This window comes from Thermodesulfobacteriota bacterium (assembly GCA_036397855.1).
GTDB lineage: Bacteria > Desulfobacterota_D > UBA1144 > Nemesobacterales > CSP1-2 > DASWID01.
In genome coordinates this window covers 1-16,631 of record DASWID010000110.1, presented here as the reverse complement: position 1 = coordinate 16,631, position 16,631 = coordinate 1, and the positions used below count along the sequence as shown (strand labels likewise).

At 40.6% G+C, this 16,631-nt stretch carries 16 protein-coding genes; 3 read left to right on the top strand and 13 right to left on the bottom strand.

The window, feature by feature from the left end:
- Nucleotides 1–602: 602 nt before the first annotated feature.
- From rmuC to VGA95_08580, 11 genes are all read right to left on the bottom strand, one after another.
- On the bottom strand, nucleotides 603–1,874 hold the full coding sequence (rmuC, locus tag VGA95_08630; GenBank protein ID HEX9666605.1) for a DNA recombination protein RmuC: 1,272 nt from the start codon (nucleotides 1,872–1,874) through the stop codon (nucleotides 603–605).
- A 103-nt stretch (nucleotides 1,875–1,977) separates the two neighbouring features.
- A complete protein-coding gene (locus VGA95_08625) occupies nucleotides 1,978–2,511 on the bottom strand; it encodes a YIP1 family protein (protein HEX9666604.1) in 534 nt (177 codons plus the stop codon).
- A gap of 257 nt (nucleotides 2,512–2,768) precedes the next feature.
- The gene (locus tag VGA95_08620; GenBank protein HEX9666603.1) at nucleotides 2,769–4,400 is read right to left on the bottom strand and encodes an aminotransferase class V-fold PLP-dependent enzyme; all 1,632 of its coding nucleotides are present in this window, start codon (nucleotides 4,398–4,400) and stop codon (nucleotides 2,769–2,771) included.
- Nucleotides 4,401–4,424: 24 nt separating this feature from the next.
- Entirely contained in the window at nucleotides 4,425–4,862 is a 438-nt protein-coding gene (locus tag VGA95_08615; GenBank protein HEX9666602.1) for a thiol-disulfide oxidoreductase DCC family protein, read from the bottom strand.
- A gap of 105 nt (nucleotides 4,863–4,967) precedes the next feature.
- Nucleotides 4,968–5,492 (bottom strand): cupredoxin domain-containing protein, encoded by a 525-nt coding sequence (locus tag VGA95_08610; GenBank protein HEX9666601.1) that lies wholly within the window; start codon nucleotides 5,490–5,492, stop codon nucleotides 4,968–4,970.
- 46 nt (nucleotides 5,493–5,538) lie between these two features.
- Nucleotides 5,539–6,300 carry an acetolactate decarboxylase gene (gene budA / locus VGA95_08605; GenBank protein HEX9666600.1) on the bottom strand — a complete coding sequence of 254 codons (762 nt, stop codon included), beginning with the start codon at nucleotides 6,298–6,300 and terminating at the stop codon, nucleotides 5,539–5,541.
- A 43-nt stretch (nucleotides 6,301–6,343) separates the two neighbouring features.
- A complete protein-coding gene (locus VGA95_08600) occupies nucleotides 6,344–6,961 on the bottom strand; it encodes a hypothetical protein (GenBank protein HEX9666599.1) in 618 nt (205 codons plus the stop codon).
- Between the two features lie 445 nt (nucleotides 6,962–7,406).
- Nucleotides 7,407–8,222: a glutaminyl-peptide cyclotransferase gene (locus tag VGA95_08595; protein HEX9666598.1), complete on the bottom strand. Its 816-nt coding sequence runs from the start codon at nucleotides 8,220–8,222 to the stop codon at nucleotides 7,407–7,409.
- 76 nt (nucleotides 8,223–8,298) lie between these two features.
- Nucleotides 8,299–8,817: a hypothetical protein gene (locus VGA95_08590; GenBank protein ID HEX9666597.1), complete on the bottom strand. Its 519-nt coding sequence runs from the start codon at nucleotides 8,815–8,817 to the stop codon at nucleotides 8,299–8,301.
- 120 nt (nucleotides 8,818–8,937) lie between these two features.
- Nucleotides 8,938–9,696 carry a methyltransferase domain-containing protein gene (locus tag VGA95_08585; protein HEX9666596.1) on the bottom strand — a complete coding sequence of 253 codons (759 nt, stop codon included), beginning with the start codon at nucleotides 9,694–9,696 and terminating at the stop codon, nucleotides 8,938–8,940.
- A gap of 154 nt (nucleotides 9,697–9,850) precedes the next feature.
- Entirely contained in the window at nucleotides 9,851–10,042 is a 192-nt protein-coding gene (locus tag VGA95_08580) for a PspC domain-containing protein (protein HEX9666595.1), read from the bottom strand.
- 177 nt (nucleotides 10,043–10,219) lie between these two features.
- On the opposite strand from VGA95_08580, the gene VGA95_08575 reads away from it, so the two are divergent.
- The 3 genes from VGA95_08575 to VGA95_08565 are packed head-to-tail and all read left to right on the top strand — an operon-like array spanning nucleotide 10,220 to nucleotide 13,973.
- Nucleotides 10,220–11,002: an N-formylglutamate amidohydrolase gene (locus VGA95_08575; GenBank protein ID HEX9666594.1), complete on the top strand. Its 783-nt coding sequence runs from the start codon at nucleotides 10,220–10,222 to the stop codon at nucleotides 11,000–11,002.
- Entirely contained in the window at nucleotides 10,999–12,927 is a 1,929-nt protein-coding gene (locus VGA95_08570) for a flavohemoglobin expression-modulating QEGLA motif protein (GenBank protein HEX9666593.1), read from the top strand. The genes VGA95_08575 and VGA95_08570 overlap by 4 nt, the downstream gene beginning before the upstream one ends.
- Entirely contained in the window at nucleotides 12,927–13,973 is a 1,047-nt protein-coding gene (locus tag VGA95_08565; protein HEX9666592.1) for a glutathione synthase, read from the top strand. The genes VGA95_08570 and VGA95_08565 overlap by 1 nt, the downstream gene beginning before the upstream one ends.
- A gap of 39 nt (nucleotides 13,974–14,012) precedes the next feature.
- Here VGA95_08565 and VGA95_08560 read toward each other — a convergent pair whose 3' ends face one another.
- The gene (locus tag VGA95_08560) at nucleotides 14,013–15,500 is read right to left on the bottom strand and encodes an alpha-amylase family glycosyl hydrolase (GenBank protein ID HEX9666591.1); all 1,488 of its coding nucleotides are present in this window, start codon (nucleotides 15,498–15,500) and stop codon (nucleotides 14,013–14,015) included.
- A gap of 37 nt (nucleotides 15,501–15,537) precedes the next feature.
- On the bottom strand, nucleotides 15,538–16,631 hold a 1,094-nt coding region (malQ, locus tag VGA95_08555), incomplete at its 5' end, for a 4-alpha-glucanotransferase (GenBank protein HEX9666590.1).

Below are 16,631 nucleotides of genomic sequence, written 5' to 3'. Positions count from 1 at the left end.
CCTCGGGAATGACATATGAGGGGTGGATTCCTAATAACTTCATTTGGGAATGACACGTGGTAATTGAGATTGCTTCGAAACGAAGTTTCTCACAATTCGACGTCTTAGATAATTCGTGGAGAAAATTCTTGCAATTTAATGAGTAGGTTTATTTTCATCAATCCTTTTCAGAATGAAAAGGACTTAAGCGGCCTTCCAAAAATTGCGTTAAGAAAATCAGAAACGAAGACGTTAAAAAAAACAGAACTGGACGTGTCAGGCCTTGACATGAGACTTAACTGGCTGAATACATGTTTGTTTTTTTCTAGGAAATTGTAAGTAACTGAGCTAGTACAACAGACACTTATTTTGATAAATGGGGGGTCATGAACTGATTACTTATAGTAATTATTATAGAGGTTGAAACTAATTCGTGTCTGTCACCAGTCATTTATTACACTTCGACAGGCTCAGTGTGATCGGGTTTATTTGCCAGGTTATCAGTCGATAGGCGGGGTTTTCTAACCCCGCTTCGGGGCACGACCCGACGCTCGGCGTGAACCCTACTTTTATGCCCGTTCGGGGAACGGGCACTACATTAACTTAGGGAAAGGCAAGTGCATTTAGGAGTTTTCATCTTCTTCAGTTTTAATTAATTTCAATGTCTCATGACCCTCTTCAGGGGCAATCGGCAATCCTTGTTTGATTCTGGCGCTTTCTATCTTATCCAGAGGGCTTTCAAGTAGTCGCTTTCTCGTGGTCATAAGATTTTCATATTCTCTCTGCAAGTCAGTGATTCTCGTACCCAGCGATTCAAACTTGGTAATGAATTGATCCCACTGTTTTTTGAAACGTCCAAACAGAGATAGCAATTCACCAGACGTTCTCTCAAGGGCAAAATTATCAACAGCCTGTCTGATGACTGCTAAAACTGTGATGAAGTTAATTGGGGAGCAGAGTACAACCTTATTTTTTAAGGCATTATCAAATATCGTGCTATCCTGTTCGTGGATGAAGGCATAAATCTGCTCATTGGGAATGAACAAAAGCGCGCAGTCTACAGTGTTCTGTTCAGGATCTATGTATTCACGGGTCGTCACTTCCCTGATCCGTCCTCTTACATCCCTTAAAAAATCGCTCCTGAACTTTAATTTTTCAGGCTCCGTTACTGCCTCTAAATACTTTATGTAGTTATCTAAAGGAAATTTAACATCCATATTAAGTTTTAGGTCCCGGGGCAAAAGGAAGGTAAAATCAGGCCTTGATCCTCCACCCTCTATGGACTTTTGCTTTAAATAATTAACATTTTCGATAAAGCCCGCCAGATTTAACACGTCTTCCGCCATACGCTCTCCCCACTGGCCCCTCGCCTTCGAACTGGCAAGCGCCTCACGAATTGTAGTTGTCACTTTCATTAATGAAGTAGTCTGCTCACTTGCTGTTTTTAGCTGACTGGCGAGCTCACCAAACTTCTCAACCCGATCCTTCTCGAGATCCTTCATTAGTGTTGAAACATTTTCAAGCTCCTTTGACATACGTTGCAATTGCTGATCGATCAATCCTTTCTTTGCATCTAACTCCTTAACAGTCGTCTCCCTTTCAGGCGCCAATGTGGCTCTGGCTAATTTTAAGAATTCTTCGGTCGATTTTGACAATGCATCCAGAGACAAACTTCCAAAGCTCGCCTTTATATTTTCGATAACAGCATTCAAATTCTCCCGTCGTTGACCCTCACTTTCAGCATAGAGCTCTTCTGCTAGTTCCTTTCCAGTCTTAGCCTGTATCACTCTCAATATTAAGGCTAAGCCAAAACCTATAAGCATGCCTACTACAACAGCAATCAGGATCGGTAGCCAATTAATGATATCTGCGGATAAATTAGTTACATCTAGCATTTAGTCACTTGCTAAAATTAAGATATATCTCACAAAGAAGGGCAAATCATCAATAATCAATTCAACTCAATGTAAACATTAGGGGTTTTAAGAAATATTTATATTAAACTGAATTTAGCGGAACACCGAAAATCCAAAATAGCAACAGGATTACCAAAAATTGAATAATCCAGCCTACAACACACACTCCGACAGCCCTTAAGGTACTCTTATAATCCAGGGCCTGCCTCACTGCTATAACCATCGCAACAAGCATCCATATTCCGCCTATAACGAGCACTATTGTTGATATCCATGGTATGATACCCAATATCCTGATTAGGCCAGGAGAACTAGCGAATCCGATGGTTCTAAGAAGCTCCCCATAATCAGATTTCGTCTCCGGTTCTGGCAGTAATTTAGTGCCGATATAGAAGGTAAGAAGCGCCCATACAAGCCAACCAATAAGGGCGGCGACGGTCGCGAACACCAAGCCGGCAATCCCATTGGTACCAATGGCCCCAATCCCTGCAGCGACGCTTGATAGAATAACAACTATCGCCGCTTGCCCCATAGCTTCCTTATCAGCCTCGATTTCCTCGTAAATATTAGCATCCAACAAGGCAGATTTTATTATACGATCCTTAAAACTAGACATTCGATCACCCTCCTTTAATATCAATAATTCTCAAAGAAAATTATATTATTTTGAATATTAAAACAAGAACTTAATAATTAGAATGAGGTGGAGTTTGAGTATCCAATCATTGAATGATTTAGAAAAAAGGATCCATTATTATAAGCTTCAGTTTAATATACATACTACAATTTCAGCCAATCTGTGTACAGTAATAAAATGAATTCTATTAGAGTTTGTTCTTTCTAAAATAGGCTATTCTCTGTATACATGTCACGTTAATTGGTTTTGCTACACAATCTATTATTTTCTTTCAACAAATCCAGCACTGGATAAAAAATTTCTTTATTATATCCACTCATCAACGAAATCTGAATCCAGTTTCTTTTCACGAGATAACGACTTCTGTAACTGAGAAGATAACCTTTCTCTTCAAGAAGTTGCCCTAAGTTCTCTGAACTCATCCAACTTGGCAGATCAATCGTAATCAGTGCAGGAGATGAATGCTCGTCCGCGGCTAAAATATTGAAACCAATCTTACGCAACTCATCCCTAAGCCAAGATGACATATTTTCCAATTCACAGTATCTGTTTCCTGAGTCAAATCTCTCGAGCGCTTTCTTAAGTGCGTATATCAAGTTTGAAGATATTGTAAAAGGAATACCCTCTGATATTGAATATAGTCCAATGTCAAGGTATCTCGGTATGTTTTTCGAAAGTGGGAGTATCTCGTGATTATAAAAGACCATAGACAAGCCCGGAAAAGCCCTCAGGCCTTTACCACTTGCTCCCGATGCAAGGTAAATACCATTTAGATCGATCGGTATCGTTCCTATAGAGCTAACACAATCCATACAGAGACGTATACCCCTTTCGAGGCATAGTGATTTCAACATCTCTAAATCGTTTAAAATCCCCGTCGATGTCTCACAGTGGACAGCCCATAACCACCGGATAACCGGCTCTTGATCCAACAATCTCAAAATTTGATCGCGATCGAACGCCATCCCCCAGTCAATCTCCAAGGTCTTAAAATTAAGCCCAAACCGACGCGCATGATCTATTAACCTGTTTCCGAATTCACCGTTACTAAGGACCAAACCCGTCCTGAAATTAGAAGACAACTGTGCAGCTATACAATCATTTGCGAGAGAGCCGGACCCCATCAGTATTTCAACACTACGGGAACGTACTAAACTGCAAAGAAGGTCCTTGGTTTGTTTAAAATCTTTCACGAAGCTCTCTGAACGATGTGAAACAGGAATCTCATTAAAGGATTCATGTACAAACCGATTTATATGAACCGGACCCGGAAGTAAATTGACTAAATTCTTGCCTGTGGAATTTTCACGAAAATCGTCAGGAAAGAGTTTAGTCCTGTTCCTAAATTCTTTATATGCATCAAGAGTGAGGTACATGGGTTGAAAAATAGCTACATCATTCCCGACAAGTGGACCAAACGGGACGAAACCGAGATGCCTATAAAGCTTAATTTGATTTAACGTTGCCGAAATAATGGCTAGATCATATTCATGAGTCTCGACCTGCTCGATCAATGTAGTGAAAACACCCTTCAGAACATGCCCTCTTCGGTATCCTTGTTCTACGGATAACAATCGAATTTCAACCATAGAACGGAATTTTGGAAGATAAGAATCAAGATATTTTAACTTTTGATCGAGCGAAAAGGGCCTCTTATCCCTGATGGCAACCATACCTATAAGTTGGCTATCACGTAGACAGATAATGTATTTATTGTCTTGATGGAATTTGTCTATTAAAGTTCTTTCAGGATTTGTTTCATGTTGTGGTATTTCCTCCACAAAAGTTCTGTAGTTGAGTTGATGAACTTGCGCAAACTCCCATTCCTCAGTTGCGATCTTGAATATAAGGGGAGGTCTTGAAATCATCTCATAAACATTCTGTAATAGAATTTAGAGAAATCTATTTCTTATATCAGCAGAAGGGATGAAACACTCTTCCTTTTTTCCAAACCATCTGTATCTGTTTTCAGCGACAATATTATAAACAAAATCCCTTATTGGTCTAGGTATTATGATCAATAGATATAGAAGGGGCCACAGTCCCTTCAACCTTCTACAAAAGGACAATACTGCTGTCGACCTTAAAAAAAATTTATCTCCCTCGATCAGAACAAAGGAATCAAAATCCTCAGTTGAAAGACCAAATTTATTTAAAAAAAAGTGGCCAACCTCGGACTGCAATGATGCAAATCTGAATATTCGATCTGGGTCTCTCAAAATGGTGAATCTCACCACTGAACTGCACAAGTTGCAAACCCCATCAAACAAGACAATAGGATTCGGCATTCCCTCTTCGTTTTCGTGACCATTTGTTCGAATTTCTTGCATTTGGTTTAGTCAATACTTCAAATACCTAACCTATCTACCGCATTAATTAAAAAAATGATCTATTAATCAATAAGTACAGGAAATAAACATTCTCTCAATTCACTCCTATTCTTTTACCTCTATTATTCCCTCCATACCCTTTTTACGATGACTTCCAAACAACCCCTTTTTATCGCAATAAAACTCATAGCTTCCCGTCTTTGTTGGGACAAATGTGACTTTGACATCCTTGCCATGAGGTATATTTTGATCTATATCCATTCCGGCCTCAGGATGATCAATACTAAAATTATGAGGAATAACGCTGGTAACGCTTCTTAAATCAAGTTCTACAGGCTTTCCCACAACTACCAGTATATGATTTGGCTCAAAGCCGTAACTATCAACAATAATCTCTGCCCTCTGGATGCCATCTTGAGAAATCCTTGCCTCTGCTGGCTTCGACTCCTCAGTAAATGCGCTGGTAAAGCCATTAATAATAGTGGAGATCAAGGCCGCCAAAACAAAGAATGATATTCTTCCAAATTCGTACGTGTTACCCACCTGATCGATCAATTCGATTTTTTTAAAACAAATATCACTAATTCCTAATCGTAGATTATAGTAACTATTTTTAACACAACATTCCATTGAACAGCTCTTTCAACAAGAGCTTTGTATAAAGAATGTCACCAATTTACTGAACAAACTTATAAAACCCTTGAGTGTCGGGGAGCTTGATATTTAGCTGGTAAGAATAATCTACATCAACCTTAACATTCTGAGCCTTGCACTCAAGAACATGCCCCCCCGCTTTTCTATCATCAGTAATAAAATGAAAATGGTAGCCCGGGACATTTACTCCATTAACATACGAGGGGAATCGTAAGCCCACAAGTGTGCCCATTACGGAATGAAGCTCAAATGTTGTTTCTCCTTTTAGAGCTTGGGCAAGTGTAGGAAATGGTTCATACTGTTTAGGAATACTACGGACCCTAACATTTTCGAATAACCCTGAGACCTTTATTGCATAGAAAATATTTTTTGTCGGAAGAAATTTATCTATGACCCTTTCGAGCTTGTCACAATCTAAAGGGTTCCTTACATTAATCCTCCTATCTATATCGAATAATGTGACTACTGAAAATGGTGTTTTCATTGAATTCTTCACTGGATATGCTATTCCGTCATCTCTTATTTGATAGACGTTACCATCCAGTTCGATCATCTCTCCATCGAGTCCATTAAAGGTCCCTAAGCCAAAGTTTCCCAATTTCCTTAACTCTCCGACAGATAGATTTCCCTCAAAGACGCCCTCGGAAAGAGCGGTCAAAGTTGAAGCTTGAAATATAATATCTTTATCTGTGTGGATATTGTTCTCACTGGCCTCCGGACAAGCATAACTTACCAAAATAATTATTATTAATAATGATAATAGTCGACTAGATAACTTGTCCAACGCGCCATTCAAATTCTTTTAAAATATTTTCTCATTAGGAAATCTAACCTTCCATTCTCTCCACAATATTTCTAATGTGCTTTTCTATCCCAGAAAGGTAGTCAAGAATTGCTAGATAAGATGAAGAAGACTTAGGCATACATACACCTTCGATCAAGCGATCGTAATGGGATAGGGAATACCCGCCTATAATTTCTTGAAATTTTCTTCCTTCCTCTCTAATGTTAACTAACTTTTCCATATCATTTGTTTTCAACGCATCGCTAGCGGATTGAAGGATCTCGATCGATTTATCAAATAATGTGTTTATCTCTTTAATTGCCCTATCACTAAAGCACACACCCTCTTTTATGATTGTTACACTGCATCTTAATAGCAGCTCAATGTTGTCTCCAATTCTCTCAAGGTGAGATGGAATATAACCGAAGCCTATTTGATTATTCGCCTCCTCTCCTCCTGAATATTTGATCATTATTGCGTGTGTAAGCATCTTTTCCTTTCCGTGCAACTCTCTGCCAATCCTCTCAGCCTTATGGAGCCTATCTTTATCCAGCCTCTTAAATCCTTCCCAAGTCAATAAAAACATCTCCTCAGCCGAGTCAAACATTGATAGTATCTCATTATAAATATCGACATCTAGCGATGAAGCCTCTTTTGCCATTGATTCTCCCCCCTATACAATTTATAAGAACGCCCTGCACGAACTATTATTACACCAAATGGTTTGGAATGTAAGTAGTTAGATACACAAAAATCCAAACTTTTTTCAACAACCGTGCAGCGACCTGCAGGGTATCATAATAGAAACTGAAGGTCTCAGATGTGATTGCTGTAAATGCCAGATATTTCGCGGACAGAATCTTTAAAAGCGTTTTCCTGATTCATCTTACTTGTCGTCTTTAACTTCTTTGTCTTGATACAAAGAAGCAAAAATCAAGGCTATCCAAAAATTTGCTAAAAATCATACACTCCGACTAAAAAATTTAATCCAACTGCAACCCCCAAATTTTTCTTAACGTCTCCGTTCCTGATTTTCTTAACGCAATTTTTGGAAGGCCATTTACCATAAAAATAATTAAAGGCCCAATTAAGGGCGGGTCGAAAATTCAGTCGACTCGCTCAAGCTTGATTTCATATATCTTTGGCCATAGCTTTCCGGTTACAAACAATCGATCACCCTTATCGTCGTAAGCAATCCCATTCAAAACTTGGTTGCTTCTCCTGGGACCAAAATCATCGGAGAGGCCTCTCAGATCTATCCATCCCATTACTTTTCCAGTCTTGGGTGATATCCTTGCGATAATGTCCGTAAACCAGATATTGGCAAATATCTCACCATGGATATATTCCAATTCATTTAGCCTAGTAACCGGGCGGCCTTCATACCTCACCTTTACTCTGTTGGTCTCTTTATGTGTAATTGGATCCAGGAAATATAAGGTATCTGAACCATCGCTCATGATTACATTCTTGTCGTCATGGGTAATACCCCAACCTTCAGTGGGATAGTTAAACTTCTCAATTAATGTAAAATTTCCCTTATCATATACAAACCCTACATTTGATCTCCAGGTCAACTGAGTTATTTTATCACCATGAATTGTCAGGCCTTCACCGAAATACTGATCTGGCAAATTGTGATTCTGCAATATACGACCGGTTTCCAACTCGACCTTTCGTAATGATGATCTTCCGTGCAAACCCGTTCCTTCATATATAAATCCATCTTCGTATACTAATCCTTGCGTAAAGGCTTCGGGATCATGTGGATATGAATTAACTATCTTATACCCGTAGACCGGGACTTCATTGATAGACTTATTATCTGAATCTGCAACACTTACTGACCCATGAAGATTTGAGAAGGAACACAAAAAAAATCCAACTGCTATTAATTTAATTGATGAAAAAGGACGATTCATGACATTTTCCCTAAATTGCTCTTCAACAACTGATAGCAGACCAGGACTAGAAATAGTAAAAAACTCTTATGATTTTCTAACTAATAGGAGCCCTCAGAAGGCTAATAGCATCAATCCAGACCGTACCCGTGCCATCGATTACAAGATTTAATTTGACATAATCCGGCTTTTCCCCTTTTTTCAAAAAGAATGGAGTCTCCTCAGTCGTCCAATCTGTTGTCCCTGTGAGTGGAGTTGCTAGTCCCCGAGAGAAAAATTCTCCCTTTCCTGGAAAGTGGCACCACATCTCCAAATACACCTTTCCATCCACATTTACTGTCTTAAGTTTCGCCCTATAAATAAGGGTCGCATTCTCCACATTAATGTCATCAATTTCAAAAAGTCTCACTACCGTGGGCTTTGCAGCCATAATTCTTAGAGAACCATTTCCGTCACTCGAATCTTGATTGTCAATTTGGACTCCTGTTTGTGTGATTACATCATCGAGTGTATCCAGTGAATATTGCTTTAAGACGTGAACCTCATTTGAAGAATTTGAACGACAGGAAATAAAGAGGGCAATCAATAAAAAAAACATAACGTGCTCGATTCTCATTGACTTATCCTCCATTTCTCATGAACAATCATCAATAGATGATAGCTCTTCTATCTTTTTTTGCAATGCTATTTACACTACAGCTCCTCGGGGTCATGGCCTCACGGTGGATGTGCCTGTTTAAGGATGAGTTGCAGCAAATAATATTCTTTGATATGGGAAAAAAACGGGGCCCTTAGGCCACTTCTCCAATAGTCTTTCTCTGTATAATTCGATAAAGCTTTCCTGCAACTCCATTGGTAAACGATCAAGATAAGGAATCAACACTGACCCACGCATCCAATCTATAATGGCATCAACATCATTCAGAACATGAGGATAAACCTTTTCGAAAATAACAATACCCTTCCCCCCACTCTGATATAGAGACTCTGCATATTCACTAATTGAGAGGACAGGCGAATTTCTTACCCATCCATTAAGCACTTTTTTAAACGGTTTTTCTCCCGCGATTTCCCTTAGTAACGTTTGAGTCGGGTGGAGATGGTTTGAGGGAACTTGTATAACAATTTGCCCACCGGACTGAAGCCATGAGAAAAGCCTAGGTATTAGTTCCTCGTGATTTTCGACCCAGTGGATGGCTGCGTTTGAAAAAATCAAATCCCATTTGCCAGAGATATCTTCTATAGAGCACAATTTGAAACTTAGACCTGGACGCTCCAACCTTTTTGCGCTATTTAACATCTCAGGGGATGAATCTATCCCCAAGACACTACTGCTAGGTAGTCTATCAGCAACCTTATTGGTGATCTCGCCTGTACCACAGCCCAGGTCCACCACATTCATGCCCGCTTTTATTACTACAAGTTTTAGAAGGTCGTTGAATGGCTCAAATCTCTCTCTCTGGAATTTGCAGTAACACTCCGGATTCCAGGTCATACACTTGATGATTCAACCATGATTTATCAAATTTTTCGAAGTTTATATCAACTAACTTGGTAAGGACATATGATTTATCCATGTGGCTCTTTTAAATTCGAACCAATGACTAAGGTCCAATATTGAGACACCTAAAAAATTTACGCATCATTTTCTATTCCGGGTTTTCAGGGATAATTATCCAACCGAGAATATAGGCGATGACAAGTGGTACGATGCCTGTAACCAAACCTATAAAAACGAGCCCGAGCCTTATGAGTGTCGGATCTATCTCGAACATTTCGCCCAAGCCGCCACATATTCCGGCAATCATTTTATCCTTTTTTGACCGATAGATTTTTTTCATCGTCATACAATGATCGATCTATGCTGTTGAGATCTAACAGCTTGTAACTTTTAAGATATTTGCATAGGATTATATCGTTTCTGTAAAAAAATTCAAAAAGCTAAAGGTATTGTAAGTTAATCTTTGTTCACAACTGATTGAGTAATATAAATTTGAGGAGCGATTAAAACACTCAATTTGAACGAAACCTTATGGAAATTAACTGTAGGTGAAAATCCGCTAGTCGCAACAGCAATTCATAACGGTCATGATACAAGAGAAGAAATTGCAGAGCTGCTCGCATTGGACGAGTCCTCAAGACTTCGTGAAGAAGACCCTTTCACAGGAGAATGGACTGTAATAGCTGACACCCAATTTGTGGCCTTTCGATCGAGATTTGAGGTAGATCTGAACCGTCAAAGAGAGAAAGCAGTTTACATTAACCCTGAAGATGCTTGGGGATTAAACATATGGAAAAGAAAACCATCAAATGAAATTGTCCAACGTTCACTTAAAGAATACGATACCTTCCACAAAGAGATGAAGAATTTATTTTCTGACTTAGTTAGCAAATTCGACCGCTTTGTCGTTTTTGACCTACATACCTACAATCACAGACGTAATGGGCCAAACGGACCACCATCAAACCCTGAGGAAAATCCCGAGGTCAACATTGGAACAGGAACTATGGATCGTAATTTCTGGTCTCCAATAGTAGATCGCTTTATCACCGATCTCAGAAACTTTAATTTTTTAGGTAGAGACCTCGACGTTCGGGAGAATGTTAGGTTTCGGGGAGGGAATTTCCCCCGATGGATTCATGAGAATTTCCCAAAAACGGGGTGTGCCTTAGCAATCGAATTCAAAAAGTTTTTCATGGACGAATGGACAGGTATTCCAGACAATATGCAGCTAGACACAATTTGTAATGCCCTAAAATCGACAGTACCAGGAATTTTAGAGGAGCTTGAGAAATTTTGACTGGTCTGATAGAATCCAAGACAGGCATAATTACCGATCGTTTTATCAACACAATATGTGAAAGGTTAGCCAGCAACAAACCGGTTCGACGTAGACTGCCCGTCAACGGTCGTATTCACATAGACGGGCAGCTTCCTTTCTTATGTATCTATCGAATCCCACCCGCTAGGAATGACAAAGGAACACGACGTCTTGTATTAGGAGAAGCTTCATACTTGATTGCGCCTGGAAAAAGATCGTATCATGGTAGCTTATCTAAACTAGTCTGGAATGTCGTAAATACCCTTTCCTCACAATTCGGTGCCTTCCTTGTCGTGGAAATCTGGTCTTCAAGCGATAACTTTAACGGTAGATCTCAACTGGAAAGGTTAAAACCGGGTTCACGAATATTTACGAGGGAGCCCAAGATGGGTTCTCTAAATACCACAATTGAAAGCCTAGAAAAGGGGCTTAAAAGAATCCGAATACTCAAAGAGTCCGCGGCTGTTGAGGTTATACATGGGGAAAAAGAACACCCTCCAAGTCTAAAACCTCTTATAGATCGAACCAAAGCTTTGAAAACCGGCTGTAAATTGATTGGACTTCAAATAAGACCGGTTTATCGTAATAGAAAATCAGGAAAGATTTACCCCCTGGTGCTACAGAACCTCCACCATGGCATCGCCAGGGCTCTCAAAGAGGCATTCTTCGAATTCACAAGAACCAATACTACTCGCCGTCCCAAACACTACCATGTTTTAGGTCGCGGGGCAGTCGTGAAGACAGTCAAAGAAGTAGACCATAAACTAACCGAAGTGAGCAACGCATTTGATTTCCTACTTCAAGTAACACCTATTAATTCCGAGCAAGCTTGGTTAGCGTTCAAAAGGAAGAAATTTGAGCGAGAACCCACGTTTTACTATCGACCGAGACCATTCGACCCAGCTCTATTGAAGCGAAAACTCTACTCTATCCGTATTGAGAGGGTTGAAGACCCGACGCTAGCGCATCTCTTCAAAGACAAGGTAGCCGAACTCGATAGACAGATTTCGATGATAAATGATCGCGGGACTAGGCGTTTTCTGTACGGGAGCATGCAGCTTTATGGTGGAACAGAAAAAGAAATCACTAAATTTGCAAATATTATTTTAAACCACATCCCTCCAAGAAGCCGCGAGAAATCGCCAGGGAGAATTTTAGATGCGGAGGAATTTGCAAGATACGCTGCTATTGAAATCGAATACTACCGTCGAATCTACCCCAAATTTGCCGCCAAAGTACAGATCAGGGATGATATATCTTCTGGACTCATGGTCTCTAGGGGTGACTTGCTAATCGGTAGTAAGACCAGTATTCATCCTTCTAGAGTTGAGGCCCTAATACAGCATGAGGTCGGTACCCATCTTCTAACATATTACAACGGCAAAGCCCAGCCATTTCGCCAGCTTTATACTGGTTTACCTGGTTATGAAGAACTCCAAGAAGGTCTTGCGGTAGTCTCTGAGTATCTCGTTGGTGGATTAAGCAAACCACGCCTAAGGATTCTTGCGGGTCGCGTGTTAGCAGTCAGGTGCTTAGTCGAAGGTGCAACATTTGTCGATACTTTTAGAAAGCTTGATATTGACTATGGTTTTGAGCAACGAACCGCGTTTATTATTACATTAAGGGTTTACAGGGGTGGAGGATTAACTAAAGATGCGATATATCTCAGGGGTCTTAAAAATTTGTTGGATTACCTGAAACTCGGTGGCGAGCTAGAACCCCTGTTTATTGGTAAGATTTCGGCAAATCATCTCCCCATTATAGAAGAGCTTCAATATCGTAAGGTGCTTAAATCTGCTCCACTGAAACCCCGGTATTTGACTAATCCAAAGGCAAGTGAGCGGCTTGAGCGTTTACGGGGTGGCCTTTCACTTTTAGAACTTATTGAAAGGAGGAAAACATAATGAGAATAGGATTTGTCGTTAATGACATCATGACTGAAGAGGCGGGGTATACAACAACACGCTTGGCCATAGCAGCTAAAAACCGCGGTCACGATGCCTGGGTGATGGGCGTTGCCGATTTAGCTTACGATCCTGACGAGAAAATCCACGCCAGAGCCAGATCGGCCCCAAAGCAAAATTACAAATCCAGGGAGATTTACCTGTCTGATCTTCAGGGCAAAAAGGCAAAGTCTGAGCGGATCACAGTCGATGATCTGGATGTTCTGATGCTTCGAAATGATCCATCAACTGACGCCATTTCTCGCCCCTGGGCGCAAAACGCCGGAATCATCTTCGGACGGGTTGCCATGAGGCATGGTGTAATAGTACTAAACGATCCAAATGGCTTGTCAAAGGCATTGAACAAGATGTATTTTCAGCTATTCCCCGCTGAGGTAAGGCCAAAAACATTGATTACTAGAGATGGGGACGAGATCAAGAAATTTGTTAAAGATCTCGGAGGCACCGCTGTCCTGAAACCCTTACAGGGCTCTGGCGGTACAGGAGTTTTTCTGGTTAGACCCGAAGACCGCCCAAACCTAAATCAAATGATTGAGTCACTCAATCGAGACGGATATATAATCGTGCAGGAATATTTACCCGCAGCAATCGAAGGCGACATCCGTCTCTTTGTGATGAACGGTCGCCCACTTCGTTATCAAGGTAAATACGCCGCATTCAGACGTGCACGAACCGGTGACGATATGAGGAGCAACATCCACGCTGGAGGGAGGAAGCGAGAAGCTGACATAACCAAAACACATCTTAAATTGGTGGAAATGGTTCGGCCTAAACTTGTTCAGGATGGGATGTTTTTGGTTGGCCTGGACATAGTGGGCGATAAGTTGATGGAAATAAACGTATTCAGTCCTGGTGGACTTGGTAGTGCCCAGTCCTTTGAAAAGGTAAATTTCAATAATGTAGTGATCGATGCTTTAGAGCGAAAAGTAGACTATATGAAATTCTATCGTCGCAATTTTGATAATATTGAGATGGCAACCCTTTGAATGCTAATGCAATATTTTTTCTACTCAATATAACGAAGGCTAATTCTCGGATTCCGAGATTCTATTGCCAATTTTCTCGACGAGTAAGACAGATCCAGACCTAGGGGATAGCGCAAGTCCGTTCAAAAAGCCATTATAAACGCTAATTGTAGAACTATCCCAAATTTTACGGAGTACAGATCCTTCGGGGAGAAAGTCATCTATCTGTATCTTGGGGGCACGAATTACCTCGGCAACATTAAGGGCTACGATTAAAGTCTCGTCCCCTAATCGCCGAGAAAAAGCATAAACATCCTCTTTGGCGTAAAGCTTTTTGAAATCACCACGGCGAAGTGAAGGATATTTAATTCTTAGTGATATACAACGCTTAAAATATTCCAGCAAATTATTGTTCCATTCGCCCCTATCCCAGGGAAATGATCTACGACAGTCTGGATCACGCCCACCTTCCATCCCGATTTCATCACCGTAATATATGCAAGGGATACCAGGGAAAGTCATTAAAAATAGGATCGCCAGACGCAATGCACAATCATCCCCTCGGGCAATTGTTAGGAAGCGAGCTGTGTCATGAGAACTCAGCAGGTTAAGTAGCGAATTGTTGACTTCATGGTCATAGAGATTCAGAAGACGATCTATTGTTTCTGCAAAGTGCTCAGAGTCAAGGCGTGGTATAGGTGCATAACCCATACCTCTTACAAAAGCCTCATCAACTTCTTTATCGATAAAAAAACCGAGGCATGCCTTGTTTAAAAGGTAGTTCATCACCGCATCGAATCTGTCACCCTGAAGCCATTCTTTTGCTACATGCCATATTTCGCCCACCAGATAAGCATCAGGATTTGAAGATTTAACCTTTCTCCTGAATTCCTGCCAAAACGAGGGATCGCGAATCTCCTCTGGAATATCCAGTCTCCATCCATCAATACCAAAATCAATCCAGTATCGGGCAACACTACATAAAAACTCTCTAACAGCCGGATTCTTGACATTAAATTTCGGCAGAGCATGTAGCCCCCACCAGGCTGCATAGTTTGGTTCTCGATTTTCGTTGTAAGCATCTACAGGAAATTTCTTTATGATAAACCAGTCGATGTATGGTGAACTAGGACCATTCTCAAGTATATGGTGAAATTTGTAAAATCCTCTACTAGCGTGATTGAAAACTCCATCCAAGATTATTCTAATCCCCCGTCCATGGGCCTCGTCAAGCAATGCACGAAGCGATCCATTGCCACCAAGAAGCGGATCTACATTAAAATAATCATATGTATGATAACGATGATTTGCAGCAGACTTGAAAACAGGGTTCAAATAGATTGCATTGATCCCCAAATCCTGCAAGTACTCTAATTTTTCAAGAACACCCAAGAGATCACCTCCCTTAAAACCATGTCTTGTCGGTCGCGAATCCCACGGTTCAAGATTGGAGGGTTTTTGAACTCTTGAGCTCTTTGCAAAGCGATCGGGAAATATCTGATAAAATACCGCGTCCTTAACCCAATCTGGGGTATGGAATTTAGTCATGTAAGATGAGACTCTTTAATTGTGTAATTCATTTTAGCTAAGCCCTTCCGTATGTTTCTGTAATCTTCCTGAGCTTTTCAGACACTGAAGGAGTTATCTGTTTAGGGTTAAGCCGCCATTGCCAGTTTCCATCAGAAGTTGCGGGTAAATTCATTTTCGATTCCTCACCAAGGCCTAGTATATCCTGCATCGGTATAATCACCATATTCGCCACTGACCCCATAGCGAGCCTTATCAGTTCCCAGTGTATATTTTCTTCCTCCGCCTCTCTGCCAATGTAGTTAAAAAGCCTTTTTTTATCTTGAGGACTTGCCTCAGCCCTGAACCACCCCTTCACAGTATTATTGTCATGAGTTCCCGTGTATACAACACAATTTCTGGAATAGTTATGCGGTAGATATGCACCATTTGGGAAATCGCCTCCAAAAGCGAAAATCAGCAGTTTCATACCAGGAAAATCAAAATAATTAATAACCTCCCTCACATCCGGCGTTATAATACCAAGGTCCTCGGCAATCACGGGGAGATTTGGAAATCTCTTAAGCAATGATTTGAAGTAATCCACTACCGGAACTTGAACCCATCTTCCATTGATTGCCGTTTCTTCTCCAGCCGGAACTTCCCAATATGAAACAAAACCCCTGAAGTGATCGAGTCGAATTATATCAGTCAACTTAAGGTTGTGCTCTAATCGCTTTATCCACCATGAATACCTGGTTTCTCGTAAATATTCCCAATTATACACTGGATTACCCCAAAGTTGGCCGGTCTCACTGAAATAATCAGGGGGGACTCCTGCAACAAATTCGGGATGCTTTTGCTCATCCAACTTAAAAATCTCCGGGTTAGTCCAGACATCCGAGCTGTCAAAGGTAACATAAATTGGTATGTCTCCTATTATATTAATTTTTCTAACATTGCAGTATTCTTTAAGAGAAGACCACTGATCAAAGAATAGATATTGATAAAACTTCTCCATGCGTATTCTATCCTCTAATCTCTCCTTATACTCACTCAGAGACCCCTCGGTCCTATCCCTTATCTCTTCTGGCCACTCTGTCCATATTGCATTCTTAAAACTTTCCTTTAGTGAAATGAACAAAGCATAATCCTCGAGCCAGCTTGAGCTAT